The following is a 25,242-nucleotide window of genomic DNA, read 5'->3' as shown; positions in this document are numbered from 1 at the left end:
TGTCCGTGGGATCAGTACGAGTAGTCCGCGCCCCCGCCGTTCGAGGCGCCCCCGCTGTCCGACGGCGGGGCGACCGGCTTCGGGGTGCCCTTGGGCAGGCAGCTCAGGTTCTTCTTGCCGTCCGGCTGGACCACGAACCAGGTTCCCCCGACGGCCTGGCCCTTCCACTGGCCGGGCTTCGTGTCGCCGATGTACCGGTACACCGGCCAGCCGCCGACGGTGAGCTGCCGGGTGCCGTCCTGCCGGGTGACCGTGCCGACCTTGTCGTCGGAGACGCCGCTGAGCTGCGGGTCGCCGTCGGTCAGGGCCGGCGGCCACACCTCGGCGCACTTGTCCACGCAGTTCGACGACGACGGGTCGGCGGTGTCCTTGTCGAAGCGGTACAGGATCCAGCCGTCCTGGTCGGTGACCACCTGGCCCATCCGGGCCACCTTCTTGCCGATCAGCTTCTCGGTCAGGTCGACGTCGGCCGGCGGCGCCTCGGCCGCGGGGGTCTCCGCCGAGGCCTCGGGTTCGGCCGACGCCGTGGGTTCGGCCGCGGCGACGGCGACCGGCTCCGCCGCGCTCTGGTTCGCTCCGTCGTAGCCCGCGGGAGCGCAGGCCGTCAGGGCGACGACCATCGCGCCCGCGACGATGACGGTCCGCTTCATCTGTGCCACGTGCCCTCCTCGATTCTCGGCAGTTCACCGATGAGTACGGGAGGGAGGCTGTCAACGATTAACCAGCAACCGTGGTCAATTTCACAAGGATCGGTTGAACCGATAGAGCGGTCCGCTCGTGTATCCGCTCACCACGATTCTTCAGCCGACGACAAATCGGCACCGGCCATTGTGCGTGGCCGGTGCCGATGTCGCGTCGGCGGCTCGTCAGAGCACGACCGTGACCAGCGGGCTGGCCACCCCCTTCGCGTCCACCGACTGCACCTGGACCTGCTTGATGTCCTCCGGCGGGGCCGCCGTCGACGCGGTGAGTTCGAGGCCCTGGGCCTGGTTGTTCGTGCCGTAGCCCTCCTCCGGGACGGACCAGGTGGAGATCACCTCGGTGGTGGAGTTCTTGCGGATCACCACGAGTCGGCAGGTGCGCGGACCAGGCAGTTTCCGGAGGCTGAAATCGATTTTGGTGCCGTATTCCTTGCCGGCCAGGAACATCGTGGCCTGCACACCGGTGGTCGGGTCGGTGGCGTCGACCTGGTCGCCCTCCTCCTCGGTGCCGCCGACACCCGGCCCGGACGGGCCGGCGGTCGGCGCATCAGTGGGCGGCCGGTCGACCGGCGCGGGGAGCGTCGGCTCGGCGACCACGTCGCGCGGACCCGTGTCACCGACGACGGTGCTGAATCCGATCCCGGTCAGACCACCGAGCACCACCACCGCGGCCGCGGTCGCCAGCAACTGGCGGAACCGGGCCCGCCGCCGGTGGGCGCGGACCGCGACCAGCGTGCGGTCCAGCAGGGCCGGGTCGGTCTGGGTGTGCTCCAGCGCGCTCATCGTCTCGCCGTCGATGTCGGAGAGCAGCCCGACCACCGGCACCATGGTCTCCAGCTCGGCGGCGCACGCCCAGCAGGTGGCCAGGTGCTCCTCGAACCGTTCGGTGTCCTGCGCGTCCAGCACGCCAAGCGCGTACGCGGCGACGTCCATGTGGTCCCGACTCATTCCGTCACCCCCCGCTCCTGCAGAGCCGTGCGCAGCGCGCGCAGCGCGTAGTAGACCCGCGACTTGGCGGTGCCGAGCGGAAGCCCCAGCTCCTCGGCCGCCTCGGGCACGGTCCGCCCCCGGAAGTACGTCGCGACCAGGATCTCCCGGTGCGACTGGCTCAGCGTACGCAGCGCGTCCGCCACCGTCATCGTCCGCAGCACCCGGTCGGTGCTGTCCGCCTCGGCGAACGCGGTCAGGTCCCGGTCGTACGTCTCCGCCGGCCGGGCCTGCTCACTGCGGTGCTCGTCGATGGCGATCCGGCGGGCCACGGTCACCAGCCACGGACGCAGCGAACCCTGCCCCTGCCCCCCCAGGCGGTGGGCGTTGCGCCAGGCCCGCAGCAGCGTCTCCTGGACGATGTCCTCCGCGCGCTGCCGGTCACCACCGGTGAGCCGCATGACGAACGCCAGCAGCGGACCGGCGTGCTCGGCGTAGAGCTGACGGACCAACTGGTCGGAGTGGCTCGCCTCGGGAGAAACCGCCTGGTGGCGTCCGGGCGCCGAGCGTGGCGTCACCGGACCATTCTGGCGAGGCGCCGGGCGGCCGTCGAGCCCCCGTGAGGTCGGCCGCGACTGGGACCGCGCGGACATCCAGTCCGCCCGCACCACATCGCCGTGCCAACCGGCCGCCACCGCATGCATGCAGACCTCCGGGTTGTCCAGTGACCCCAACGGCCCACCAGGCGGGCCGCCCGGTGGTACGAGCCGCCGGCGCGGGCGGATCAACGACGGCCGAAGAAATTTCGGCGGCGCCGTGCTCTCTGGGCGGCCGTCCCGGTCGGCGGGCCGTTCCGGTCGGCGGGCCGTTCCGGTCGGCGGTCAGCGGCCGGTGGAGAAGAGGCCCGGTGGCGGCGGCACGGAGCCGGTGGCATCCGCGTCCCGGACGACGCCCGCGCCGCCGGCGAACCGGTCCAGGTCGGCCCCCGCGACCACCCGGCCCGGGAACCAGTCCCCGGCGGCCCGCCGGGTCAGCTCCGGGACCGGCGGTTCGCTCCGCCCGGCGATCAGCACCAGGTTGCCGTAGCGGCGGCCGCGCAGCACCGCCGCGTCACCGACCAGGGCGGCGTGGGGGAGCACCGAGCGGGCCGTGGCGACCTGTCCCCGGGCGTGCCGCAGCGGGGGGCCGTCGGCGAGGTTGGCCAGGTACCAGCCGGCCGGGTGCAGCACCCGCGCCACCTCGGCGGTGTACTCGACCGAGGTCAGGTGCGCCGGGGTGCGGGCGCCGGCGAAGACGTCGGCCACCACCACGTCGTAGCTGCCGTCCCGGCTGGCGGCGAGCACCTGCCGTGCGTCGGCGACCCGTACCCGCAACCGCGGGTCGGCCGGCCAGGGCAGCACCCGGCGGACCAGCTCGACCAGCGCCCCGTCCACCTCGGCCACCCGCTGGGTGGAGCCGGGCCGGGTGGCCGAGACGTACCGGGGGAGGGTGAGCGCGCCGCCGCCGAGGTGCAGCACCCGCAGCGGGGCGCCGGCCGGGGCGATCAGGTCGATCGCGGCGGCGAGCCGCCGGACGTACTCGAACTCCAGGTGGGTGGGGTCGGTCAGGTCGACGTGCGACTGCGGCGCCCCGTCGAGGAGCAGCGTCCACGAGCCCGCGCGGTCCAGGTCCGGGACCAGCTCGGCCTCACCGGTGTCCACCTGCTCGACCACCCGGTCTCCGATCCGCTTCCGTCCCACCCGCCCAGTATCCCGGCCGGCCCGCACCGCCGCCCGCGCCGGTCGCCGTCCGCACTCGCGGAGGGCGACCGCGAGCGCGGCGAGCCCGGTCAAGATCGCGCAACATCAACGAAGTAGTGGCCTCGAACCCTTACCGAGGCCACTACTTCCGGGTTGTTGCGTGATCACGCGCGGCGCGGCACAGGGCGGCGAGGCGCGCGTCGGCGGGGCGGGGGCGCGGTCAGGTGCGGGGCGCGGCGGCGCGGGCGGCCGCGGTGAGCGCCCGGTGCAGCAGCCGGGAGTCGCCGAGGAGCGCCCGCAGCCGGCGTTCCAACCCGGCGATCGGGATCAGGTTCTGCGGCGCCCGCGGGTCCTTGTACGGGGTGGAGGCGAACCGCGGGAGCGTGACCAGGGAGAGGTCGGCGAGCGCCACCGCCTCGTCGATGCCCAGGTCGGCGGAGCACTCCACCCGGACGATCCCCGCCCAGGGGGCGCCGACCGCCACCGGCAGCCGTAGGTACCAGGACCAGCCGCCCCAGGCGGTGCCGACCCGGAACACCGGCGAGCGCTGGCCCACGCGCAGCCCGGTCACCACCGCGGTCAGCCGGGCGTCCAGGTACTGGCTGTGTTGGGTCTTGATGTAGCCCAGGGTGCGCGGCAGCTGACGACGGCTGCGCAGCGGGCCGTCCACCACGAGCAGGTCACCGTCGGTGCGGATGGCATCGGAGACCGCCACCTCCAGCGCGGTCAGCGGCCCCTGCACCGCGGCGGGCAGCTTGGCCAGCTCGCCGGTGCCGCCCACCCGGTGCACCGGGTAGCGGATTGCCCCGGCCACCACGTCTCGCGCCGAGGGGCTGGCGGTGAACAGGCCCCGGCCGACCCGGGTGCCGGCCAGCTGCGCCGCACCCCGTTGAAGATCGCAGCGGACCACCCCGGCGGCGTAGGAGGCCGCCAGACCCGGGAAGGACCCGCCGTCGGACTCGGCCGTCCAGATGCTGGCGTCGATCCGGCGTACCCCGTCGACGAGCAGCACCACGTCGGGCGCGCGCACCCCCGGCCGTACGTCGATCGCCCGCCAGTCGACCGCGGGCAGCTCCTCGTCCGTCTCTACCTGGGCGCTGCTCGGCGCGGCCGGCCCGGTGGCGGACGCCTCGAACGAGGCGCCGTACGACGGGTCCCACGCGTCGACGAAGAACCGCCCGGCGGGGTCGGTCACCGGCCGCTCCGTTCGACGCGGGAGGAGCGGGCGTCCTTGCTGACCTCGAACCGCACCGGGATGCGCTCGGCCAGCGCCGGGACGTGGGTGACCACGCCGACCATCCGGTCACCGCGGGCGGCCAGGTTCTCCAATGTCGCGGCCACGGTGTCCAGGGTGGCCGCGTCGAGGGTGCCGAAGCCCTCGTCCAGGACGATCGACTCCAGGCTCGCGGCGGTGGTGGACATCCCGGCGAGCTGTTCGGAGAGCGCCAGTGCCAACGCCAGCGACGCCTGGAACGTCTCGCCGCCGGAGAGCGTGCGGACGCCCCGGCGCAGCCCGGCGTCGTGGTGGTCGACGACGAAGAACTCGCCCTTGTCGTGGACCAGGTCGTACTGGCCGCCGGACAGCTCCCGCAGGATCCGCGACGCGCCGTCGACGAGCAGGTCCAGCGCCTCGGCCAGCAGCCACCGCTCGAAGTTGTTGGCCCGCAGGTGACCGGCGAGCGCCCGGGCCACCTGCGCCCGGCGTTCGTGCTCCGCCCGCTGCTCGCGCAGCTCGGCGGCCTGCTCGCGGCGCTCCTCCAGGCGGCGCAGCTCCGCCTCGGCCCGCTCCACCGCCACCGTGGCGGCGCGGACCGGGTCGTCGGCGGCGGGCAGCCCGGCGTCGGCGAAGATGCCGGCGATCCGCTGCTCCACCTCGGTCGCGGCGGCCTTCGCGGCGGCGACGGAGGCGGCCAGCCCAGCACGGTCGGCGCGTCGCCGGTCGGCCTGCTCGCCGGCCCAACCGGCCAGCGTCGTCCACGCGGCGGCGAGGTCGTCGCGGTCCGCGGCCGGCGGGCCGAAGCGAGCCAGCCCGTCGCGGGCAACGTCGAACGCGCGCCACGCCCGGCGCAGCTTCTCCTCGGCGCCGTCCAGCGCCCCGCGGGCCCGGCGGGAGGCGTCCCGCCCGGCCCGGACCGCGCCGGCCGCCTCGTCCAGCGCCTGCCGCAGCCGGGAGTGCTCGGCGAGCGCGGCCCGCAGCGCCTCCGGCGTGGCCGCGGTGGCGAGCTGGTCGTCGAGCTCGGCCAGCCGGGACCGGAGCTGGTCCTGTTCCGCGCGCGCCCGCACCAGCACCCGGTCCAGGTCCCGGGCCGCGGCGTCGCGCTCCTGGACCAGCCGCTTCGCGGCGTCGCTGGCGGCCCGGGCGGCCTTCCCGGCGGCCACCGCGCGCGCCACCGCCGACCCGGCCGGCACCGCCGGCACCGTCGACACCGGCTGCTCGCACACCGGGCACGGCGCGCCGTCGACCAGGTGCGCCCGCAGGGCCATCGCCTGGTCGGTGGCCTTCGCCTCCTCGTGCGCCTGGAACGCCGTCGCCAGGTCCGCCTCGGCCCGCTCGGCCGCCGCGCGGGCCTCGGCGAGCGCGGACGCGGCCACGTCGTGCTCGGCGCCCGCCGCGTCCACCGCCGCCCGGACCGCGGCAGCGTCGCCGGTGAGCCGGTCCCGATCGGCGTACGCCTTCAGCAGCACGCGCAGCGCGCTCTCGTCACCGGCGGCGGCCAGCTCGCCGCGGAGCTTCTCCTCGCGCTCCTCCGCCAGCGACACGGCGCCCGCCGCCGCGTCGGCCTCATCGCGCGCGGCCGCCACCGCCCGGGCCACCTCGGTCACCCCGGCCGGCGCCCGGACCGCGCCCAGCACGCCCAGCTCGGCGTCGAGCGCGGTCAGCGCCGCGGTCGCCTCCCGGGCCGTCGCGCGGGCCGCGTCCAGCTCGGGTACGGCGGCGCCGACCGCGCCGGCCAGCTCCCGCATCCGGTCGATCTGGCCGGTCGCCCGCTCCAGCGTCTCGTCGTCGACATCACGCAGACCGGCCAGCAGCTGGTCGACCGCCTCCAGCTTCGCCTCGGCCTGCGCGGCGCGGGCCGTGGCGAGCTTCTGCACCTCCTCGTAGACGCCGAGACCGAGCAGGTTGACCAGGATCTGCTGCCGGGTGGCCGGCTTGGCGTGCAGGAAGTCGGCGAACTGGCCCTGCGGCAACACCACGCAGCTGGTGAACTGCTCGTACGGCAGCCCGACCGCCTCCAGCACCGCCTCGTCCATCTCGGCGGGCGTGCCGGCCACCACCTCGCCCAGGTCCTCCGGGCTCAGCCCGGTGTCCAGCTTGGTCACGTCGAAGCCGGGCGGCATCAGCTGCAGGCCGGCGTTCGCGGTCTTCACGTTGCCCCGGCTGTCCCGCCGGACCACCCGGGTGGCCACGTAACGCGCCCCGCCCGACTCGAAGACCAGCCGGACCCGGCCTTCGGTCGCCGACGGGGCGAGGGCGTTGGACAGGCCCCGGGCGCCACCCCACCGGGGCACCGTGCCGTAGAGGGCGAAGCAGATCGCGTCCAGCACCGTCGACTTGCCGGAGCCGGTCGGGCCGACCAGGGCGAAGAAGTCGGCGTCGGTGAAGTCGACGGTGGTGTCGTCCCGGAAGACGGTGAAGCCCGCCATGTCCAGCCGCATCGGTCGCATCAGCGGTCGACCTCCTCGAAGAGCTCGTCGAAGAGTTCCCGGACCCCGTCGTCGGCGTGGCCCCGGCTGTCCAGATAGTCGGCGAACAGCTCCCGGGGCGAGCGCCCGGAGCGCTGGGCGATCCGGGCGCCGCTGCCGGGCGCCGGCACCAGCTCGGGGTCGATCCGGATCTCCAGCGCCCGGGGCAGCAGCTCCTGCACCTCCTCGCGCAGGCCGGCCCGGGGCTGCTCGCGGACGAACACCCGCAGCCAGGCGTCCGGCTGCTCCAGTTCGGCGAGCTGGGCGAGCGTGCCCCGCACGGTGCGCAGCGTGGCCGCCGCGGCCACCGGCACCTCCCGGATCCGGGCGGCGGTGTCGGCGGTGACCTCGACGACCGTCACCGAGGGCACGTTCTCCTGCTCACCGAAGTCCACCGCGAGCGGGCTGCCGCTGTAGCGCACCGGGCAGGGGCCGTCGACCCGCTGGGCGCGGTGCAGGTGGCCCAGCGCGACGTAGTGCGCGGTGCCCGGGAAGACCGTGGCGGGTACCGCGTAGCCGAGCACGGTGTGCGCGTCGCGCTCGCCGCCGCCGGTCGCCGCGCCGGTCACGGTCAGGTGGGCGGTGACCAGGTGCACCCGGTCCGGCTCGTTGAAGCCCTCGGTGAGCCGGCCGATCACCCGGCCCAGGTGGTCGGCGTACGTCTGGTTGGCCTCGGCCGCGGTCAGCTCGTACATCTCCACCGCGCGGACCGCGTAGCGCTGGGAGAGGAACGGCAGCGCGGCCACCCGCCACCGCTCCCCGCCGGCGGTGGTGCCGTCGACGACGTGCTCGTCCGGGTTCTCCCGGACGCCGCCGCGCAGGGTGATCCCGGCGGCCTCGGCCCACGGGCGCAGCGCGTCCAGTGCCGGCCCGTTGTCGTGGTTGCCGCCGATCGCGACCACGTCCGCGCCGAGGCGGCGCAGCGCGGTCAGCGCCCGGGTCACCAGCCGGGTCGCCTCCGGCGTCGGCGCGGCGGTGTCGTAGAGGTCGCCGGCGACGATGACCAGGTCCGGCCGCTCCGTGCGGGCGATGTCGATCACACCGGCCAGCACCGCCTTGTGCTCCTCGGCCCGCGACTGCCCCTTGAGGACCTTCCCGACGTGCCAGTCCGAGGTGTGCAGGATCTTCACCGTGCCGGCCTCTCGTTCGCGACTGCGGGGCTCGCAAGCTCACTCCTGGCGCTCACCGTGCCCGCCTTTCGTTCGCGACTGCCGGGCTCGCACGCTCACTCCTCGCGCTCACGTCCGCGCCTCCTAGAAGGGGATGTCGTCGTCGCTGCCGCCGGCGGTGCCCACCACCGCGAACGGGTCGGCCGTCTGGGTGATCGACCGGAGGGTCTGCGACGGCGCCCGCCCCGCCTCGCTGACCCGGGTCGCCCAGGCCGGAAACGGGAACTCCAGGCAGAGCGGCACCGGGATGTCCGGCTGGTTGACGAACATCGTTCCCGGCCTGGCCAGCAGGGCCCGCTGCCGCTGGGCCGGCGGCAGGAAGCCGTATTCGGGGCGGGACGCCTCGGCCGGGTCGAGCCGGCCGACCACCCGGATCGCCGAGTTGGTGACGATCCGCCGCTCCACCTCGCTCGCCGTCTGCTGCGCGCCGACCAGGATCACGCCCAGTGAGCGGCCCCGCTCGGCGATGTCGAGCAGCACCTCCTTGATGGGGGAGGAGCCCTCCCGAGGGGCGTACTTGTTCAGCTCGTCGAGGACGACGAAGAGCAGCGGCTTGGCCGTGCCCGCCTTCTCCTTGCGCTCGAACTCGCTCTTCAGCGTCACGCCGACCACGAACCGCTGGGCGCGGTCCGGCAGGTTGTGCAGGTCGACCACGGTGACCTGCGCGCTCTCGGCGGTGTTGATGCTGTGCGGGCGGCGGGTGGCCAGGTCGCCGCGGATCAGCCGGCCCAGGTCCTTCTTGCTGCCGATGAGCCGCCGGGCGAACGCGTTGACCGTGCCGAGCCCGACCGCGCTGCCGGCCCAGTCGGACCGGGTCTCGTCGTCGTTCAGCTGCTCGACGACGTGGTCGACCAGGTCGGCGTAGGTGCCGAGCCGGACCCCGTCGATGCTCACCCCGCCGTCGGCCGGCTGCGCGTAGCGGGCCAGGTGGGCGGCGACCGAGTGGACGACCATCGTGTACTGCTGGCGCTCGTCGTCGGCGTCGGCGAAGACGTACGGCAGGAGACGGTCGGCGCAGAACTCGGACAGCGTCCAGTAGAAGCTGTCCACCCCGGTGAGCCGGCTGCTGACGTCGGGGGTGCCGGAGGAGTCGCCGACCCGAGGCGGGGCGTAGACCCGCACGTCGGGGAAGGCGCCGGCGTCCAGACCGAGCTTCGCATAGCCGGCGCGGGTGGCGTCGTCCAGCCGGGTGTTGGGGTGGTCGAGGAAGAGCAGGTCCTCGCCCTTGACGTTGAAGATGAGGGCCTTGGCGTTGACCGCGTCGCCGCCGAGCACGCCGGAGCGGAACACCGAGTAGAGCAGGAAGGTGGCGAAGCTCGTCTTGGTCGCCACGCCGGAGATGCCGGAGATGGAGACGTGCGCGCCGCGAGTGCCGTCGAGGAAGTCGGCGTTGAGGTAGACCGGCACCCCGTCGCGGCCCATCCCCATCGGGATCCGCCGCTCCATCCGGTCGAAGTGCAGCGCGCGCGCCCGGGCGTCGCCCTCGGCGCGGTGCACCACCGCGCCCGGCGTCGGCGGCACGTAGAACTCCGGGTCGACCCGCGTGGTGGTCACCTCGGCCGCCTCCTGCACCTGCGCGGGCAGGGTGCCGTCGGCGATGGCGAACACGTCGGAGTCGAACTGGGCGCCCTCGTGCCGGGCGCGCACCTGGGTGACCACCCCGGCGATCGTCACCGGCTCGCGGTCGGGCAGCTCGCGGCGGGTCACCACCACGTCGTCGAGCTGCAGGTAGCTGCCGGGGGAGACGGCCGTCCAGAACTGCAACGGAGTGGCGTCGGCGGTGCCGAGCACGCGGCCGACCCCCTCGACCGGGCCGTCGAACCCCTCATCGGTCATCGGGCAACTCCGGTCGGTCGGTCGGCGCGGGCGGGACACACGTCCTGCATCCTGCCCGAGGAGTACGACAGGTTGCCACGCGACGCGGCGGACACCACGCGGGTGACGATGGCGACCTCACGCAGAGGCATTCGTCGAGCACCGACGGTCAGGGCCGGTGGCGGCGGGCGGGCCGGGATCGGGCCAGCGGGTCAGGCGGGGTTGGATGTGGCCGTGACCGCTCATTCCGTGGCGCGAGCCCTGCCGGAGACGGCGACGCTGCGTGACAGATGCCGTGCCCTGGCGATGCTGGACGCGATCATGAGTCCGGACTGGGAGCCGCGCTACTACTCGTACGACTCGCGCTGGGCGCCGGGCGAGGAGATGGCGTCGATGCGCAACGGCTCCGGCGACACCTACTCGATCGTGTTCTCGCCGGCCGGTGTGTTCATCCGGGGGTTCGATCACGAGTCGGTGATGAGCCCGGCCCGCAACGACGACGAACTGTGGCCGGGCCTGGTCGACACCGTTCCCGGGGTCTTCTCCGCGCAGCTGGCGGAGCCGGCGTTCAGCTACGAGGGCGTGTTGGAGGCAACGGTGTGCCTGTGGCGCCAGGTCGGCGACGGTCGGTGGCGGACCGGGGACATCGACCTACCCGGTGGCGCCGACCCGGACGGTGCCGATCGGCTGTTCGAGGTGCTGCTCGATCCCACGCCGGAGGGGTACCGACGCTTCGCGGAGGACTACTACGAGGTCTCCCTGGACGCGGACGCCCTCGGCGCGGTCTTCGCGCTGCGCCCGCTGACGGACGACCTCGTGCGACGTCTGAATCCCGACGTGACGGTGGCCGATCTCGCCGAGGACGTCGCCGAGATCGGTTACCCGGCCCAGCACCGGTAGCGGCTCAGGTCGGCCTTCAGGTACGCGCGTAGCGCAGCAGGAGCATCCCGTCGGTGGTGGTCAGCACGTGCCGCAGCGGGAGCCGGCGCGGCTCGGTGCCGTCGCCAGCCGTGATCCGGCCCGGGCCGGGCCCGGCGAGCAGCGGGGCGACGGTGAGGCACAGCTCGTCGACCAGGTCGGCCGCGGTGAGCGCGCCGAACAGGTGCGGCCCACCCTCGCAGAGCAGCTGGTCGAAACCGCGGCGGCGCAGCTCGGCGAGGCCGGTCACGAGGTCCACCCGGTCGGTGCCGCAGGGCACCAGGTCGACCACGTCGGAAAGCCCGGGCGGCGGTACGGCGCCGTCGCGGGTCAGCACCACCGGTCGCACCGGCGCGTCGGCGAACGCGGCCTGGGCCGGGTCGAGGTGGAGCGAGCCCGACACCACCACCAGCGTCGGGTACTGGGGCAGTCCGTGGTCGCGGCGCCAGGCCCGGCGCACCGGATCGAGCCGCACCGCGCGGTAGCCCTCCCGGCGCAACGTGCCGGCGGCCACCACGAGCGCGTCGCAGAGCATCCGCAGCAGGCCGAAGACGCGCTTGTCCGGCTCGCCGGAGAGCCCGGCGGAGTAGCCGTCCACGCTCACCGCGCCGTCCAGGCTCGACACGAAGTTCACCCGAAGGTGTGGCCGGTCGGTCCGGGCGTAGAGCCTGGTCAGCGCGGCGTCGTCGAGCTCCTCGGACGTCGCCGCCGGCCAGATCTGATTGATCGGGATTCTGACGCTCATTCGCTGGCCGGACCGGTGACCGGAGGGGTTGGTTCGGGGGTACGGTGCTGGCAGTCGCACCAGTTCCGGCCCGGACAGTCGTCGTGCCGCCTCGCCCGGCACGCTCGGCAGATCATGCTCGCAGCCTAAGCCGAAGGAGGATGGGACAGCATGCCGCGTCAGATCTTCCAGCTTCGGATTTCCCTGGCCGGGGTCCGCCCGCCGGTCTGGCGCCGGGTGCTCGTGCCGGCCGGCTACACGCTCGACCGGCTGCACCGGGTGGTCCAGCACGCGATGGGCTGGCGCGACTGCCACCTGCACTCGTTCGAGATCGACGGGCTGCAGTACGGCGAGCCCGACCCGGACGGCGAGCTGGCCCTGCACGACGAGCTGGACGTCCGGCTGGACGAGGTCCTCGGCAAGGGCAGCCGGTTCCAGTACACGTACGACTTCGGCGACTGGTGGGAGCACGACCTCGTGGTCGAGGACGCGGTCACCGCCGACCCGGACGAGCGCTACCCGACCTGTCTGGACGGTGAGCGAGCCTGCCCGCCGGAGGATGCCGGCGGTCCGTCCGGCTACCAGGCGCTGCTCGTCGCGCTCGCGGATCCGGGGCATCGGGACCACCGGTCCACGCGGGACTGGGTGGGCGACGGCTTCGACCCGGTGGCCTTCGACGCCGGCCGCGCCGGCACCCTGCTGCGCCGCTTCTGCTGAGCCGCGCCACACCCTGCTGCGCTGCGCCCGCCTCGGGGTGCGCCCGCCTCGGGGTGCGCCCGCCTCGGGTGCGCCCGCCTCGGGCTGCGCCGCTTGGGCGCCGCCGCGCCGGGCCGCCCCGCCGAGCCGCGCCGGCACCCCGCCGAGCCGTCCCCGGCGGGCCTGCCGGCCGTGACGTCGACCGCCAGCGGGTCGATGCGGTAACGAAATGGGAACGCTCCCAAACCACTATTGACACTCCCGTCACCCGCCGGCAATCTCATGGGAGCGCTCCCGTACGGTGGCCCGCGTCACTCCGCGCCCGCCCCGGGCGCCGGCGCCGGCCGTGCCGGTGCGGGCGCGGCGCCTACGCACCCCCCACCACACGCACCCAGCCTCACCACCGAGAAGAGGGGTCAGGATGAGCCTCACCATGCGGCGTACCCGCCTGGCGGCGGCCGCCCTGGCCGCGATCACCGCCGTCGGCGGTCTCGCGGCCTGCGGCAAGGACGACGACGCGCCGGCGGCCGGGGAGAAGCCCGCCAAGCTGGTCGTGGACACGTTCGGCGAGTTCGGCTACGACGACATCATCAAGCAGTACGAGAAGGACACCGGCATCAAGGTCGAGCTGCGCAAGACCGCGCAGCTCAACGAGTACCGGCCGAAGATCGTCCGGGCGCTCGCCACCGGCAAGGGCGCGGCGGACGTCGTCGCCCTCGAGGAGGGCATCCTCAACGAGTTCAAGGTCAACCCGGCCAACTGGGTCGACCTCGCCCCGCTGGTCGCCGACCACAGCAAGGACTACCTGCCCTGGAAGTACGAGCTGGGCAAGGCGCCGAACGGCCAGCTGCTGGGTCTGCCCACCGACGTCGGCAGCCTCGCCGTCTGCTACCGGCGTGACCTGTTCGAGGCCGCCAAGCTGCCGACCGAGCGCGACCAGGTAGCCGCGCTCTGGCCGGACTGGAACGCCTTCATCGAGACCGGCAAGAAGTACCGCGCGGCCACCGGCAAGGGGATGCTCGACTCGGTCACCACCGCGGCCAGCGCGGTGATGTTCCAGCAGGGCGGCGACCTCTTCTACGACAAGGACGACAACATCGTCGCCGACTCCAGCGCCGCGGTGAAGGCCGCCTGGGACACCGCGATCGCGATGGCGGACGCGAAGATCACCTCGCAGTCCGCCACCTGGTCGCCGGAGTGGTCCGCCGGCTTCAAGCAGGGCACCTTCGCGGCGACGTTCTGCCCGTCCTGGATGCTCGGCATCGTGTCCGACAACTCCGGCGCGGAGAACAAGGGCAAGTGGGACGTCGCGGCGGTGCCCGGCGGCGCCGGCAACTGGGGCGGTTCGTGGCTCGCCGTGCCGGAGCAGAGCAAGTACCCGAAGGAGGCGGCGAAGCTCGCCGAGTACCTGACCAACGCGCAGAGCCAGGTCGCGGCGTTCAAGCTCAAGGGCCCGCTGCCGACCAACCTCGAGGCGCTCAAGAACCCCGATTTCACCGGCTACACCAACGCGTACTTCAACGGCGCGCCGACCGGCAAGATCTTCGGCGACAGCGTCGCGAAGATCCAGCCGCTGCACCTCGGCCCGAAGCACCAGGGCGTGAAGGAGAACGCCTTCGAGCCGGCGCTGCGCGCCTACGAGAGCGGGCAGGCGACCAAGGACAAGGCGTGGGAGCAGTTCACCAAGGACGCCAAGACGCAAGGCGCCTTCTGAGCTGAGCCGTGTCCGTCACGGCGGTGGCGTCCGGGTGGACACCCGGACGCCACCGGCCGGTCCCGTTCCGCGTACCAACCCGGCCGCGCCGGCCTCCGCCGGTGCCCGGAAAGGACTTCGCATGAGCCTGTCGGCCACGACGGCGCCGCCGCCTCCCGCGGCGCCGCCACCCACCCCCTCCACCCACCGACGGTCCCGGTCGCTCTCGCTGACCCGGCTGGACCTGAAGCTCTCGCCGTACCTCTACATCGCCCCGTTCTTCGTGGTCTTCGGCATCTTCGGGCTCTACCCGATGCTGCGCACCGCCTGGATGTCGTTGCACGACTGGAACCTGATCGGCGACCACACCTTCGTCGGGTTCGACAACTACACCGCGCTGGTCACCGACGAGTACTTCTGGAACGCCACCGTCAACACGTTCGGCATCTTCCTGCTCTCCACGGTGCCGCAACTGCTCCTCGCCCTCTTCCTCGCGAACCTGCTCAACCGCACCTTCCTGCGCGCCCGGACGCTGTTCCGGATGGCGATCTTCATGCCGAACGTGGTCTCGGTGGCCGCGGTCGCCATCGTCTTCGGGATGCTCTTCCAGCGCGACTTCGGCGTCGTCAACTGGCTGCTCGGCACGGTGGGGATCGACCCGGTCGACTGGGACGCCGAGCGGTGGAGCTCCTGGACCGCGATCGCCTCCATGGTCAACTGGCGGTGGACCGGCTACAACACGCTGATCCTGCTGGCCGGCATGCAGGCCATCCCGCGTGACCTGTACGAGGCCGCCGCCATCGACGGTGCCGGCCAGTGGCGGCAGTTCTGGCGGATCACCCTGCCGATGCTCACGCCGACGTTCGTCTTCGTGGTGATCCTGTCCACCATCGGCGGGCTCCAGCTCTTCACCGAGCCGCTCGTCTTCGCCAACGGCAACATCACCGGCGGCGACCAGCGCGAGTTCCAGACGCTGGCCATGTACATGTACGAACTCGGCATCGAGAACCTCAACACCGCCGGCTACGGCGCCGCCGTGGCGTGGGCGATGTTCCTGATGATCGCGCTGGTCTCGCTGCTCAACTTCGTACTCGTCCGCCGTTCGGTGAAGTGAGGAGAACCGCCGTGACCTCCGCCTCCCGGCGCCTGTGGCGCACCAGCCCGCTGACCTACTGCGCGCTCGTGCTCGCGGTGCTCTTCTCGATCTACCCCTTCTACTACATCGTGGTCATCGCGACCCGCAGTCTGGACGCGATCAACGACGTGCCGCCACCCGTGACGCCGGGCGGCGCGTTCGGCGACAACGTCGGCCGGGTCCTCGACAACGACGCGGCGAACTTCCTCACCGGCCTGCTCAACTCGGTGATCGTCGCCTCGGTCGTCACCCTCTCCGTGGTGATCACCGGCACGCTGGCCGGCTTCGCGTTCGCCAAGCTGCGCTTCCGCGGCCGCAACGCGCTGCTGCTGTCGATCATCGTGACCATGATGATCCCCACCCAGCTCGGGCTGATCCCGCTTTGGGGCATGATCCAGGACCTCGGCTGGTACGACACCCTCTACGCGGTGACCGTGCCGTTCCTGGTCAGCGCGTTCGGCGTGTTCATGGTGCGGCAGTACGCCACCCAGGCGGTCTCCGACGAGCTGATCGAGGCCGGCCGGGTCGACGGGGCGAACACGTTCCGGATCTACTGGAACATCGTGCTGCCCGCGCTGCGGCCCGCCGCCGCCGTGCTCGGCCTGCTGACGTTCATGGAGACCTGGAACTCCTACCTGTGGCCGTACGCGGTGCTGACCCCGGAGAACCCGACGCTCCAGGTCTCCCTGGCCTTCCTCTCGTATGCCTACTACACCGACTACTCGCAGGTGTTCGCCGCCACGGCCATCGGCACGGTTCCGCTGGTCATCGTGTTCCTCCTGTTCGGCCGCCAGATCATCGGCGGGATCATGGAAGGTGCCGTCAAGTCGTGAGCAACCCCGCCAGCCCGCCCGCCGTCGGCGTCCTCGACCAGGGGCCGGAGCTGACCTTCCCGCCCGGTTTCCTCTGGGGCGCGGCGACCGCCGCGTACCAGATCGAAGGCGCGGCCACCGAGGGCGGCCGCACCCCGTCGATCTGGGACACGTTCAGCCGAACCCCGGGGCGGGTGCTCCACGGGCACACCGGCGACGTGGCCTGCGACCACTACCACCGGCTCGGCGAGGACGTCGCGCTGATGGCCGAGCTGGGGCTGCGGTCGTACCGTTTCTCGGTCTCCTGGCCCCGGGTGCAGCCCGGCGGCTCGGGCCGGGCGAACGCCGAGGGGCTCGACTTCTACCGCCGGCTGGTCGACGAGTTACTGGCGCACGGGATCGAGCCATGGCTGACCCTCTACCACTGGGACCTGCCCCAGCCGCTGGAAGACGCCGGCGGCTGGCCGGCCCGGGACACCGCCGGCCGGTTCGCCGACTACACCGCGCTGGTCGCGGACGCCCTCGGCGACCGGGTCCGCTACTGGACGACCCTCAACGAACCGTGGTGCTCGGCCTTTCTCGGCTACGGCTCCGGGACGCACGCGCCGGGCCGCGCCGACGGCGCGGACGCGGTCCGCGCCGGGCACCACCTGATGCTCGGCCACGGCCTGGCCGTGCGGGCGCTGCGGGCGGCCCGGCCGGAGGCCGAGGTCGGGGTGACGGTCAACCTGTACCCGGTCACCCCGGCCACCGACGCGCCCGCCGACCGGGATGCGGCACGACGGATCGACGCGCTGGCCAACCGGTTCTTCCTCGACCCGCTGCTGCGCGGGACGTACCCCGCCGACCTGATGACCGACCTGCGCGGGGTGACCGACTTCGGTCACGTCCGCGACGGCGACCTGGCCACCATCGCCAGCCCGCTGGACCTGGTGGGCGTCAACTACTACAGCCGGCACGTGGTGGCCGCGCCGGTCCAGGGCGCCGATCCGGTGCCGTACCGGCGGGCGCCGTCGTGCTGGCCGGGGAGCGAGGACGTCCGGTTCGTCACCCGCGGCGTCCCGGTCACCGACATGGACTGGGAAATCGACGCGCCGGGACTGGTCGAGACCCTGCGCCGGGTGCACGAGGAGTACACCGACCTGCCGCTGTACGTCACCGAGAACGGCTCGGCCTTCGTCGACCGGGTGGTGGACGGGCGGGTCGACGACACCGACCGCCTGGCGTACTTCGACGCCCACCTGCGCGCCGCACACGCGGCGATCGGCGCCGGCGTGCCCCTGCGCGGCTACTTCGCCTGGTCGTTGATGGATAATTTCGAGTGGGCCTGGGGCTACACCAAGCGTTTCGGCATGATCTACGTCGACTACGAGAGCCAGGCCCGCATCCCGAAGTCCAGCGCCAGGTGGTACGCCGAGGTGATCCGACGCAACGGTCTGGCCGCACACTAGGCTCGGGCCAGCCATCCGGGCGGTCCGGCGCCACCCTTCGCTGGCGGCGCCGGGCCGTTCGACGTCGGAGGAGCAGACGATGACAGCGCAGCGCACCCGGTCGCTCGGGCGCCCGACCCTCGACGCGGTCGCCGCCCGCGCGGGCGTCGGCCGCGGGACGGTGTCCCGCGTGGTCAACGGCTCTCCCCAGGTCAGCCCCGAGGCGCGGGCCGCCGTGCAGCAGGCCATCGCCGAGTTGGGGTACGTGCCGAACCGGGCCGCCCGGGCGCTGGTCACCCAGCGGACCGACTCGGTCGCGCTGGTCGTCTCGGAGTCCGGCGAGCGGATCTTCACCGAGCCGTTCTTCGCGGCGATCGTGCGGGGCATCAGCTCCGCGCTGCTGGAGACGCCGATGCAGCTCTGGCTGGCCATGGCCCAGTCGCCGGTGGAACGGGAGCGGGTCGAGCACCACCTGACCAACCAGCACGTGGACGGCGTCCTGCTGCTCTCCCTGCACGACGCCGACCCGTTGCCGACGCTGCTCGAGGAGCGCGGCCTGCCCGCGGTGCTCGGTGGCCGGCCGGCCCGCATGCTGCAGCCGGGGGCGCGGCCGGCCTGGTTCGTCGACGTGGACAACGTCGGCGGCGCCCGGAACGCGGTGGAGTACCTTGCCGGCCGCGGCCGACGGCGGATCGCCACCATCGCCGGCCCGCAGGACATGGGCGCCGGCCTGGCCCGCCTGACCGGCTACACCGAGGCGGTCGAGGCCGCCGTGGGCGAGGTGGACAAGGACCTCATCGCGTACGGGGACTTCAGCGAGGAGAGCGGCGCCGCGTGCATGCGGCGGCTGCTGGAGGTCTCCCCGGACCTCGACGCGGTCTTCGTGGCGTCCGACCTGATGGCGTTCGGCGCGCTGCGTACCCTGCGCGAGGCCGGCCGGCGGGTGCCCGAGGACGTGGCGGTGGTCGGCTTCGACGACGCGCCGATCGCCCGGCAGGCCGATCCGCCGCTGACCACCGTGTTCCAGCCCGTGGAGGAGATGGGCCGGCAGATGGCCCGCCTGCTCGTGGCCCGGATCCGCGGCGAGGAACTCCCCGCCCCGCACATCCTCCTGGACACCCAACTGATCGAACGCGCCAGCGCCTGACCCCACCCCCCGGGCCCCCCGCCGATCATAAGGTTTGCGGCGATGGAAGGGCCTGATCCTGCCGCAGACCTCATGATCGCCGATGGCGCGGGCTCAAGATCGCGCTCGATCCTGGGTGTAGTGGGGTCTCGCGCGGGTGGAGGCCACTACATCCAGGTTGCCGCACGATCTTCCCCGCCTCCCGGGGCGGGTCCGTCGGGGATCAGGCGGGGGTGGGGGACCAGCGGCGGAGTTCGCGGCGGGCCAGGGAGGCACGATGGACCTCGTCGGGGCCGTCGGCGAGGCGGAGGGTACGGGTCTGGGCCCAGAGGGCCGCGAGGGGCGTGTCCTGGCTGACCCCGGCGCCGCCGTACCCCTGGATGGCCTTGTCGATGACCCACTCCGCCGTCGCCGGGGTGGCGATCTTGATGGCCTGGATCTCGGTGTGCGCGCCCTTGTTGCCGACGGTGTCCATCAGCCACGCGGTCTTGAGCACGAGCAGCCGGGCCTGTTCGATGCGGACCCGGGACTCGGCGATCCACTCCCGGACGACGCCCTGCTCGGCGAGGGGCCGGCCGAACGCCACCCGCTCGCTGGTCCGCCGGCACAGCAGTTCGAGGGCCCGCTCGGCCATCCCGATCAGGCGCATGCAGTGGTGGATCCGGCCCGGGCCGAGCCGGGCCTGGGCGATCGCGAAGCCGCCGCCCTCGACGCCGACCAGGTTCTCCGCCGGCACCCGGACGTCGGTGAAGTCGATCTCGGCGTGCCCGCCGTGCGACGCGTCGCTGTAGCCGAAGACCGTCATGCCCCGGCGGACCGTGACGCCGGGGGTGTCCCGGGGCACCAGGATCATGCTCTGCTGGCGGTGCCGGTCGGCGCCCGGGTCGGTCTTGCCCATCACGATGAAGATCTCGCAGCGCGGGTCCATCGCCCCGGACGACCACCACTTGCGACCGTTGATCACATAGTGGTCGCCGTCGCGAGTGATCCGGGTGGCGATGTTGGTGGCGTCGGAGGAGGCGACGTCCGGCTCGGTCATGCAGAACGCCGAGCGGATCTCGCCCTCCAGCAGCGGCCGCAACCAGCGCTCCCGCTGTGCCTGGGAGCCGAACTCGGCGAGCAACTCCATGTTGCCGGTGTCCGGCGCGGCGCAGTTGAGCGCCTCCGGTGCCAGGTGCGGGCTGCGCCCGGTCAGCTCGGCGAGCGGGGCGTACTGGAGGTTGGTCAGCCCGGCGCCGTAGCGCGGGTCGGGCAGGAAGAGGTTCCACAGGCCGCGCTTGCGCGCCTCGGTCTTCAGCTCGGCCAGCACCGGTGACCGCGCCCACGGGTCGCCGGCCGCGGCCACCTGCTCGGCGTGCACCGGCTCCGCCGGGTAGACGTGCTCGTCGAGGAAGGCGGCCAGCTCGGCCCGCAGCTGCTCGGTGCGGCTGTCGTACGCGAAATCCATCAGCGCTCCCCGGCGGCGCTCAGACCGTGCGCGACCAGCGGTGCCACCATGTCGCCGATCCGGTCGAATCCCTCGCCGAGCGTCTGCCCGAGCGTGTGCCGGTAGTGGATCCCCTCGCAGATCACCGCGAGCTTGAAGCAGCCGAGCGCGACGTGCCAGTGCAGCGGGCCGACGTCGACGTCGCTGCGGCCGGCGTACCTCTCGATCAGCTCGGCGCCGGCCGGGAAGCCGGCCCGCGGACCGAGCCCGTCGGCGACCGGGTTGCCGGCGGACTCCTCGCTGCCGCCGAGCACATCCCAGTACGTGAGCAGCAGGCCGAGGTCGGCGAGCGGGTCGCCGAGGGTGGCCATCTCCCAGTCGAGCACGGCGCGGACGGCCGTCGGGTCGACGGTGGCGAGGAGGTTGTCGAGCCGGTAGTCGCCGTGCACGATCCGGCCGGCGTTCGCGCCCTCCGGCACGGTCGCCGCCAGGCGGTCCCGCAGCTCGTCGACGCCCGGCAGCGGGCGGCTGCGGGAACGGTCCAGCTGCCCGGCCCAGCGGCGTACCTGCCGCTCCAGGTAGCCCTCCGGCCGCCCGAAGTCGGCCAGCCCGACCGCCGCCGGCTCGATGCGGTGCAGCGCCGCGAGGGTGTCCATCATCGCCATCGCCAGCTCGCGGCGGCGCTCGTCACCGAGCGGGTCGGTCTGCGCCCGGGAGCGGAACACCTCGCCGGTCACTCGCTCCATCAGGTAGAACGGCGCACCGATCACCTCCAGGTCGGCGCAGTACAGCAGGGCGCCCGGAACCGGCACCTCGGTCGGCGCCAGCGCCGAGATCACCCGGAACTCCCGGGCCATGTCGTGCGCGGTGGCCAGCACGTGCCCGAGCGGTGGCCGGCGCAGCACGACCTCGCGGTCGCCGAGGCGCAGCAGGTACGTGAGGTTCGACTTGCCCCCGGCGATCAGCTCGGCCCGCAGCGGCCCGCCGGCCAGCTCGGGGCGGTGCGCGGCGAGGTACGCGGCCAGCCGGTCGAGCTCCACGCCGGCCGGTGCGGAGCCGGCTGCCCGACCCGGCACGGCCGGATCGGCCGTGGCGTCGGCGGAGCGGTCGGCCCCCGGGCCGGCGGGGTCGACCGGGCCGGGTGGGGCCGGGGCGGCCCCCGGCCGGAGCGCGTCGACGGCCGGATCGGTCATCCGAATAGTTGATGGCAGCTCCGCCATGTTGTCAAGGTCGGATTTTCCTCCCGGGACATGCCGCGGCAACAGGGACGAAATGGGCAACGACCAGGCTGGTGACCAGCCTGCCGGCCGCCACCGCCGGCCCGCCGAGCGGAGGGACAACCATGTTGCTGCGAGTTCGGGTCACCCTGCCGGACCGTCCCGGCACCCTCGGCCAGGTGGCCCGCACGCTGGGCGTGTCCGGTGCGGACATCGTCCAGGTGGTGGTGCTGGAGCGGCTCGGCGGGCGGGCGGTCGACGACTTCACCGTCGTCTGGCCGGGCGCGGCCCGGGTGGAGCGGCTGCTCGCCGGGCTCGCGGCGATCCCCGGCGTACGGGTGGACGGGGTGTGGCGGGCGATCGGCGCGCCCACCACCACCGGCCAGGACGCCGAACTGCTGGCGCAGGTCGCGGCGAACCCGGCCGACGGGCTGGCCACGCTGGTCGACGCGGTGCCCGGGCTGCTGGCCGCCGACTGGGCGGTCGCCGCGGTCGTGCCGGTCGACTGGGCCTCCCGGAGCGGCGGCGGTGAGGCGACCGTCGGGCACGCGAGCTGGCGTGCCCCCGTGCCGCCGCCGCTGCCGGAGGTGACGCCGCTGCGCGCCCGCTCGCTGACCACGCCCGACGGCACCCACCACGCCGTCGCGCCCTTCGGGCGGGCCGGTCTGGTCCTGGTGGTGGCCCGCGAGCACACCGACCCGCTCACCGCGGCGGCGTTCCACTCCACCGAGGTCGACCGGCTGGCCCAGCTGGTCCGGGCCAGCGCGGTCATCCTCGGCGACCGGCTCGACCTGGTGGGCGCACCGTCGGTGGGCACCGGGCTCTGAGCGCGTCACCGGCCCCCCAACGCGCCACCGGCCCCCCAACGCGCCGCCGGCTTCCCAGCCCGCCGCCGGCCCCCCACCCGGCGCCGGCACACGACGCGGCGCCGGCACTGGCACCGCGGGCTCCGGCACCCGACGCGGCAGCGGAGTGATCCCGACCACGGTCGCGAGCCGTCACCCGGGAGCAATCGGTCGGCAACAGCCGGCGGCGAGGGTGGTATCGGGAAGGGAGTCAACCATGACGTTGTGGCGGATCCGAGCCACCGTGGACGACCGGCCGGGCTACCTGTCGGTGCTCACGGCGAGCCTCGCCCTGCGCGGGGTCAACATCCTCACTGTGCAGGTGCACACCACCGAGCGGGGCGCGGTGGACGACTTCCTCGTCGACGCGCCGGACGCGCTCGGCGAGGCCGACCTGCTGGCCGCGGTCGAGCGTGGCCGGGGGCGGGACTGCTGGGTGGCGCGCAGCGAGGCGCGCGGGCTGGCCGACCAGCCCACCCGAGTGCTCGGGCTGGCCTCCCGGCTGGTCCGTGACCCCGACGCGACGGGCGAGGCGCTACGCGCGCTGCTCGGCGCGGACACGGTGACGTGGCGGCCGGAGGCGGTCCCGGGCGCCGGGATCACCGACACCACGATGCTGCTGGCCGACCCGGGTGGCGGCTCGTTCACGCTGCGCCGGGCGGCGCCGAGCTTCACCCCGGCCGAGTACGCCCGCGCCCAGGCGCTGGTCGAGCTGGCGGCGACCGTCGTACGCCGGGCCGCCGAGCAGGTCACCCTGGTGCTGCCCGACGGCGCCGAGCTGACCGTACGTCCGGCGGTCGCGGACGACCTGTCGGCCGTGCTCGACCTGCACGAGGGGTGCTCGGCGCGCAGCCGGCACCGCCGCTACCTGGGCGGGGCCTCGGTGCCGCCGCCGGCCCGGCTGCGCCGGCTGCTGGAACCGGCCCGCGGGCTGACCCTGGTCGCCACGACCACTTGCGCCGACGGGACGGCGGAGTCGGTGGTCGCCATGGCGCACCTGCTCGGCGAGGGCGACGAGGGCGAGGTGGCGCTGCTGGTGCGCGACGACTGGCAACGGCGCGGGCTCGGGTCCGCCCTGCTGCGCCGGTTGCTGCGGCACGCCGACCAGACCGGGTACGCCGCGCTGGTGCTGCACGTCCAAGCGGAGAACGGCCCGATGCTGCGGACCGTACGCCGTCTCGACCGCCCCACCGACACGGACCACGACGGCCCACTGGTGACCGTGACGATCCCCCTGACGACCCGAACCCCAGCCCACTACCCATGACCCAACCCCAGCCCCGCCCTCGCCCCGCCCCCGCGATCTTGCACTTTGCGCCCCGGCGAAACGGGACAGATACCGCGTCTCGGGGGCCAAAAGTGCAAGATCGCGGGGACTGAGGGCGGGGAGGGCGGGGGGAGCGGGGAGCCGGTCAGGTGGTGGGGTAGCGGCTGTAGTCGGGGAAGTTGCCGTAGAGGCGCTCGTCGCCGCCCTGGGTGACCGCCTGCACCAGCAGGTCGCCACCGACGAACGCACCCTTCCAGGAGGCGCCCCGGCCGCCGAAGGGCTCGTCCCGGTCGCCCCGCGAGCGCGGTTTGTTGATGCCGACCTTGAAGGCCTGCAGGTCCACCGCCAGCTTCGCCGCCTCGTCCTCGTCGTCGCAGGCGAGCGACGCGACCAGCGCGCCGTTGGAGGCGTTCATCGCGGCCAGCAGTTCGTCGGTGGTGTCGACCACCACGATCGTGTCGACCGGGCCGAACGGTTCGGCGTGCATGAGCCCGGACCGTCCGGGCGGGGCCAGCAGCACCGACGGCGCCACGTACGCCGAGGTGTCCTGCCCGTTCAGGAACGGCGCGCCGGCGAGCTTGCCCCGGTGCAGCGGCACCGCGCCGCCACGGACCGCCTCGTCCACCTTCCGGCGCAGCTCCTCGGCCTTGGCGGCGCTGATCAGCGGCCCGAAGTCCAGCTCGGGCAGCGGGTCGCCGGCCGACCAGCCGTCCTCGACGGCGAGCGGGTGTCCGAACCGGACCGAGCGGACCACCGGCAGGTACATGTCGAGGAACTCGTCGACCAGGTCGCGCTGGACCACGAACCGGGGGTACGCGGTGCAGCGCTGCTTGCCGTACTCGAAGCCCTTCTTGAGGTGCCCGGCGAGAAGGTCCCACTGGGAGAAGTCCCAGATCCCCCAGGCGTTCAGGCCCTCCTGCTCGATGAAGTGCCGCTTGTCGGAGTCGAGCAGCGCGGCGGCCACCTTGCCGCCGTTGGACCGGCCGCCGACGAACGCCACCGCGCCGATCTCCGGGGCCCGGACCAGCACCTCGGAGAGTTCCTCGCCACCGCCGGAGACCAGCGTCGCGGGCAGGCCGGCGCGGCGCATCAGGGCGTGCGCGACGGTCAGGCAGACCGCGCCGCCCTGGGACGGGGTCTTGGCGATGACCGCGTTGCCGGCGAGCAGTTGCACCAGTTCGGCGTGCACGAGGACGCTCATCGGGTAGTTCCACGAGGCGATGTTGCTGACCGGGCCGGGCAGTGGCTCCCGCCCGTCGGCGAGCATCCGGTCGATCTCGCCGACGTACCAGCGGACGCCGTCCAGCGCCCGGTCCACGTCCGCGCAGGCCAGCCGCCACGGCTTGCCGATCTCCCAGAGCAGCAGCAGCGCGAGCAGGTCGCGGTGCGCGGTGAGGGCGTCCAGGGCCGCGGAGACCCGGGCCTTCCGTTCGGCCAGCGGGGTGGCGGCCCAGTCGCGGTGCGCCGCGGCGGCGTACGCGACCGCGGCCCGGGCCGTGTCGGCGTCGAGCCGGGCCAGGTTAACCAGGACCGTGTTGTCCACGGGAGTGCGGGTCGGCGTCGGTGCCCCGACCGCCCGCCACTCGCCCTCGACGAGGTTCTGCAGCGTCGTGATGCCGTCGGTGGAGGCGCCGAACGCCTCCGGGGTGGCGGCCACCGCGCGGGCGAGAGTGTCGGGCCAGGCGGCGCCGTCGGCGAGTCGTAGGGCCATCGCGTTCTCCTCAGGGTTGACCGGGGAGCGGCGGCGTCGATGGCACCGCTGGTGACGGGTACTGTCGCGCGCCGCGTGGCGAGCCAGCAACCGTACGTTCGTATGCCAGGACGGTCCGTCCCGTCCCGGGAGCGGTGAGCCTCCCCTGTGGAGGCGGCCTGAGCTGGCAAGACTGGAAGACGGCATCGACAACCGCCGATGATGTGA

The 25,242-nt window shown here is 73.6% G+C and carries 21 protein-coding genes; 9 read left to right on the top strand and 12 right to left on the bottom strand.

Annotated features, from left to right (window positions below):
* Positions 1 to 11: 11 nt before the first annotated feature.
* From O7603_RS13015 to O7603_RS12980, 8 genes are all read right to left on the bottom strand, one after another.
* Positions 12 to 659 carry a hypothetical protein gene (locus O7603_RS13015; RefSeq protein WP_281575969.1) on the bottom strand — a complete coding sequence of 216 codons (648 nt, stop codon included), beginning with the start codon at positions 657 to 659 and terminating at the stop codon, positions 12 to 14.
* A gap of 207 nt (positions 660 to 866) precedes the next feature.
* Complete coding sequence (locus O7603_RS13010; protein ID WP_281575968.1) at positions 867 to 1,649, bottom strand: zf-HC2 domain-containing protein; 783 nt, start codon at positions 1,647 to 1,649, stop codon at positions 867 to 869.
* Entirely contained in the window at positions 1,646 to 2,332 is a 687-nt protein-coding gene (locus O7603_RS13005; protein ID WP_281575967.1) for a sigma-70 family RNA polymerase sigma factor, read from the bottom strand. The genes O7603_RS13010 and O7603_RS13005 overlap by 4 nt, the downstream gene beginning before the upstream one ends.
* 177 nt (positions 2,333 to 2,509) lie before the next feature.
* Complete coding sequence (locus O7603_RS13000; RefSeq protein ID WP_281575966.1) at positions 2,510 to 3,367, bottom strand: fused MFS/spermidine synthase; 858 nt, start codon at positions 3,365 to 3,367, stop codon at positions 2,510 to 2,512.
* A 220-nt stretch (positions 3,368 to 3,587) separates the two neighbouring features.
* Positions 3,588 to 4,562, bottom strand: coding sequence for a hypothetical protein (locus tag O7603_RS12995; protein WP_281575965.1), 975 nt, complete (start codon positions 4,560 to 4,562; stop codon positions 3,588 to 3,590).
* Positions 4,559 to 7,033 carry an SMC family ATPase gene (locus O7603_RS12990; protein ID WP_281575964.1) on the bottom strand — a complete coding sequence of 825 codons (2,475 nt, stop codon included), beginning with the start codon at positions 7,031 to 7,033 and terminating at the stop codon, positions 4,559 to 4,561. Before O7603_RS12990 ends, O7603_RS12995 begins: the two co-directional genes overlap by 4 nt.
* Complete coding sequence (locus O7603_RS12985; RefSeq protein WP_281575963.1) at positions 7,033 to 8,181, bottom strand: exonuclease SbcCD subunit D; 1,149 nt, start codon at positions 8,179 to 8,181, stop codon at positions 7,033 to 7,035. The genes O7603_RS12990 and O7603_RS12985 overlap by 1 nt, the downstream gene beginning before the upstream one ends.
* Before the next feature lie 123 nt (positions 8,182 to 8,304).
* Complete coding sequence (locus O7603_RS12980) at positions 8,305 to 10,056, bottom strand: ATP-binding protein (RefSeq protein WP_281575962.1); 1,752 nt, start codon at positions 10,054 to 10,056, stop codon at positions 8,305 to 8,307.
* A gap of 207 nt (positions 10,057 to 10,263) precedes the next feature.
* Here O7603_RS12980 and O7603_RS12975 point away from each other — a divergent pair, with 207 nt between their 5' ends.
* On the top strand, positions 10,264 to 10,935 hold the full coding sequence (locus tag O7603_RS12975) for a hypothetical protein (RefSeq protein WP_281575961.1): 672 nt from the start codon (positions 10,264 to 10,266) through the stop codon (positions 10,933 to 10,935).
* 16 nt (positions 10,936 to 10,951) lie between these two features.
* Here O7603_RS12975 and O7603_RS12970 read toward each other — a convergent pair whose 3' ends face one another.
* Complete coding sequence (locus O7603_RS12970; RefSeq protein WP_281575960.1) at positions 10,952 to 11,698, bottom strand: pyrimidine reductase family protein; 747 nt, start codon at positions 11,696 to 11,698, stop codon at positions 10,952 to 10,954.
* 150 nt (positions 11,699 to 11,848) lie between these two features.
* On the opposite strand from O7603_RS12970, the gene O7603_RS12965 reads away from it, so the two are divergent.
* From O7603_RS12965 to O7603_RS12940, 6 genes are all read left to right on the top strand, one after another.
* A complete protein-coding gene (locus tag O7603_RS12965; protein WP_281575959.1) occupies positions 11,849 to 12,394 on the top strand; it encodes a plasmid pRiA4b ORF-3 family protein in 546 nt (181 codons plus the stop codon).
* A 400-nt stretch (positions 12,395 to 12,794) separates the two neighbouring features.
* Positions 12,795 to 14,087 (top strand): extracellular solute-binding protein, encoded by a 1,293-nt coding sequence (locus tag O7603_RS12960; protein WP_281575958.1) that lies wholly within the window; start codon positions 12,795 to 12,797, stop codon positions 14,085 to 14,087.
* A gap of 121 nt (positions 14,088 to 14,208) precedes the next feature.
* Positions 14,209 to 15,180, top strand: a complete 972-nt coding sequence (locus O7603_RS12955; RefSeq protein WP_281575957.1) for a sugar ABC transporter permease — start codon at positions 14,209 to 14,211, stop codon at positions 15,178 to 15,180.
* Between the two features lie 11 nt (positions 15,181 to 15,191).
* Positions 15,192 to 16,034, top strand: coding sequence for a carbohydrate ABC transporter permease (locus O7603_RS12950; protein WP_281575956.1), 843 nt, complete (start codon positions 15,192 to 15,194; stop codon positions 16,032 to 16,034).
* Positions 16,031 to 17,464, top strand: a complete 1,434-nt coding sequence (locus O7603_RS12945; protein WP_281575955.1) for a GH1 family beta-glucosidase — start codon at positions 16,031 to 16,033, stop codon at positions 17,462 to 17,464. The genes O7603_RS12950 and O7603_RS12945 overlap by 4 nt, the downstream gene beginning before the upstream one ends.
* A gap of 79 nt (positions 17,465 to 17,543) precedes the next feature.
* Positions 17,544 to 18,590, top strand: coding sequence for a LacI family DNA-binding transcriptional regulator (locus O7603_RS12940; protein ID WP_281575954.1), 1,047 nt, complete (start codon positions 17,544 to 17,546; stop codon positions 18,588 to 18,590).
* Between the two features lie 202 nt (positions 18,591 to 18,792).
* Here O7603_RS12940 and O7603_RS12935 read toward each other — a convergent pair whose 3' ends face one another.
* Complete coding sequence (locus O7603_RS12935) at positions 18,793 to 20,016, bottom strand: acyl-CoA dehydrogenase family protein (RefSeq protein WP_281575953.1); 1,224 nt, start codon at positions 20,014 to 20,016, stop codon at positions 18,793 to 18,795.
* On the bottom strand, positions 20,016 to 21,188 hold the full coding sequence (locus O7603_RS12930; RefSeq protein ID WP_281575952.1) for a phosphotransferase family protein: 1,173 nt from the start codon (positions 21,186 to 21,188) through the stop codon (positions 20,016 to 20,018). Before O7603_RS12930 ends, O7603_RS12935 begins: the two co-directional genes overlap by 1 nt.
* A 149-nt stretch (positions 21,189 to 21,337) precedes the next feature.
* Here O7603_RS12930 and O7603_RS12925 point away from each other — a divergent pair, with 149 nt between their 5' ends.
* Both O7603_RS12925 and O7603_RS12920 read left to right on the top strand, forming a co-directional pair.
* Entirely contained in the window at positions 21,338 to 22,039 is a 702-nt protein-coding gene (locus tag O7603_RS12925; protein WP_281575951.1) for an amino acid-binding protein, read from the top strand.
* Between the two features lie 235 nt (positions 22,040 to 22,274).
* On the top strand, positions 22,275 to 23,324 hold the full coding sequence (locus tag O7603_RS12920) for a GNAT family N-acetyltransferase (protein ID WP_281575950.1): 1,050 nt from the start codon (positions 22,275 to 22,277) through the stop codon (positions 23,322 to 23,324).
* Positions 23,325 to 23,469: 145 nt separating this feature from the next.
* On the opposite strand, the gene O7603_RS12915 is transcribed toward O7603_RS12920, so the two are convergent.
* The gene (locus O7603_RS12915) at positions 23,470 to 25,035 is read right to left on the bottom strand and encodes an aldehyde dehydrogenase family protein (RefSeq protein WP_281575949.1); all 1,566 of its coding nucleotides are present in this window, start codon (positions 25,033 to 25,035) and stop codon (positions 23,470 to 23,472) included.
* Positions 25,036 to 25,242: the final 207 nt, after the last annotated feature.

Source organism: Micromonospora sp. WMMD812 (genome assembly GCF_027497215.1).
Lineage (GTDB): Bacteria > Actinomycetota > Actinomycetes > Mycobacteriales > Micromonosporaceae > Micromonospora.
This window is presented reverse-complemented; position numbering and strand designations above follow the sequence as displayed.

Excerpts from the sequence above, each read along its gene's own strand:
- O7603_RS13010 (WP_281575968.1), bottom strand. The coding sequence starts at position 1,649 with ATGAGTCGGGACCACATGGACGTCGCCGCGTACGCGCTTGGCGTGCTG.
- O7603_RS13005 (WP_281575967.1), bottom strand. The coding sequence starts at position 2,332 with ATGCATGCGGTGGCGGCCGGTTGGCACGGCGATGTGGTGCGGGCGGAC.
- O7603_RS12990 (WP_281575964.1), bottom strand. The coding sequence starts at position 7,033 with ATGCGACCGATGCGGCTGGACATGGCGGGCTTCACCGTCTTCCGGGAC.
- O7603_RS12980 (WP_281575962.1), bottom strand. The coding sequence starts at position 10,056 with ATGACCGATGAGGGGTTCGACGGCCCGGTCGAGGGGGTCGGCCGCGTG.
- O7603_RS12970 (WP_281575960.1), bottom strand. The coding sequence starts at position 11,698 with ATGAGCGTCAGAATCCCGATCAATCAGATCTGGCCGGCGGCGACGTCC.
- O7603_RS12965 (WP_281575959.1), top strand. The coding sequence starts at position 11,849 with ATGCCGCGTCAGATCTTCCAGCTTCGGATTTCCCTGGCCGGGGTCCGC.
- O7603_RS12960 (WP_281575958.1), top strand. The coding sequence starts at position 12,795 with ATGAGCCTCACCATGCGGCGTACCCGCCTGGCGGCGGCCGCCCTGGCC.
- O7603_RS12955 (WP_281575957.1), top strand. The coding sequence starts at position 14,209 with ATGAGCCTGTCGGCCACGACGGCGCCGCCGCCTCCCGCGGCGCCGCCA.
- O7603_RS12940 (WP_281575954.1), top strand. The coding sequence starts at position 17,544 with ATGACAGCGCAGCGCACCCGGTCGCTCGGGCGCCCGACCCTCGACGCG.
- O7603_RS12935 (WP_281575953.1), bottom strand. The coding sequence starts at position 20,016 with ATGGATTTCGCGTACGACAGCCGCACCGAGCAGCTGCGGGCCGAGCTG.
- O7603_RS12930 (WP_281575952.1), bottom strand. The coding sequence starts at position 21,188 with ATGACCGATCCGGCCGTCGACGCGCTCCGGCCGGGGGCCGCCCCGGCC.
- O7603_RS12925 (WP_281575951.1), top strand. The coding sequence starts at position 21,338 with ATGTTGCTGCGAGTTCGGGTCACCCTGCCGGACCGTCCCGGCACCCTC.
- O7603_RS12920 (WP_281575950.1), top strand. The coding sequence starts at position 22,275 with ATGACGTTGTGGCGGATCCGAGCCACCGTGGACGACCGGCCGGGCTAC.
- O7603_RS12915 (WP_281575949.1), bottom strand. The coding sequence starts at position 25,035 with ATGGCCCTACGACTCGCCGACGGCGCCGCCTGGCCCGACACTCTCGCC.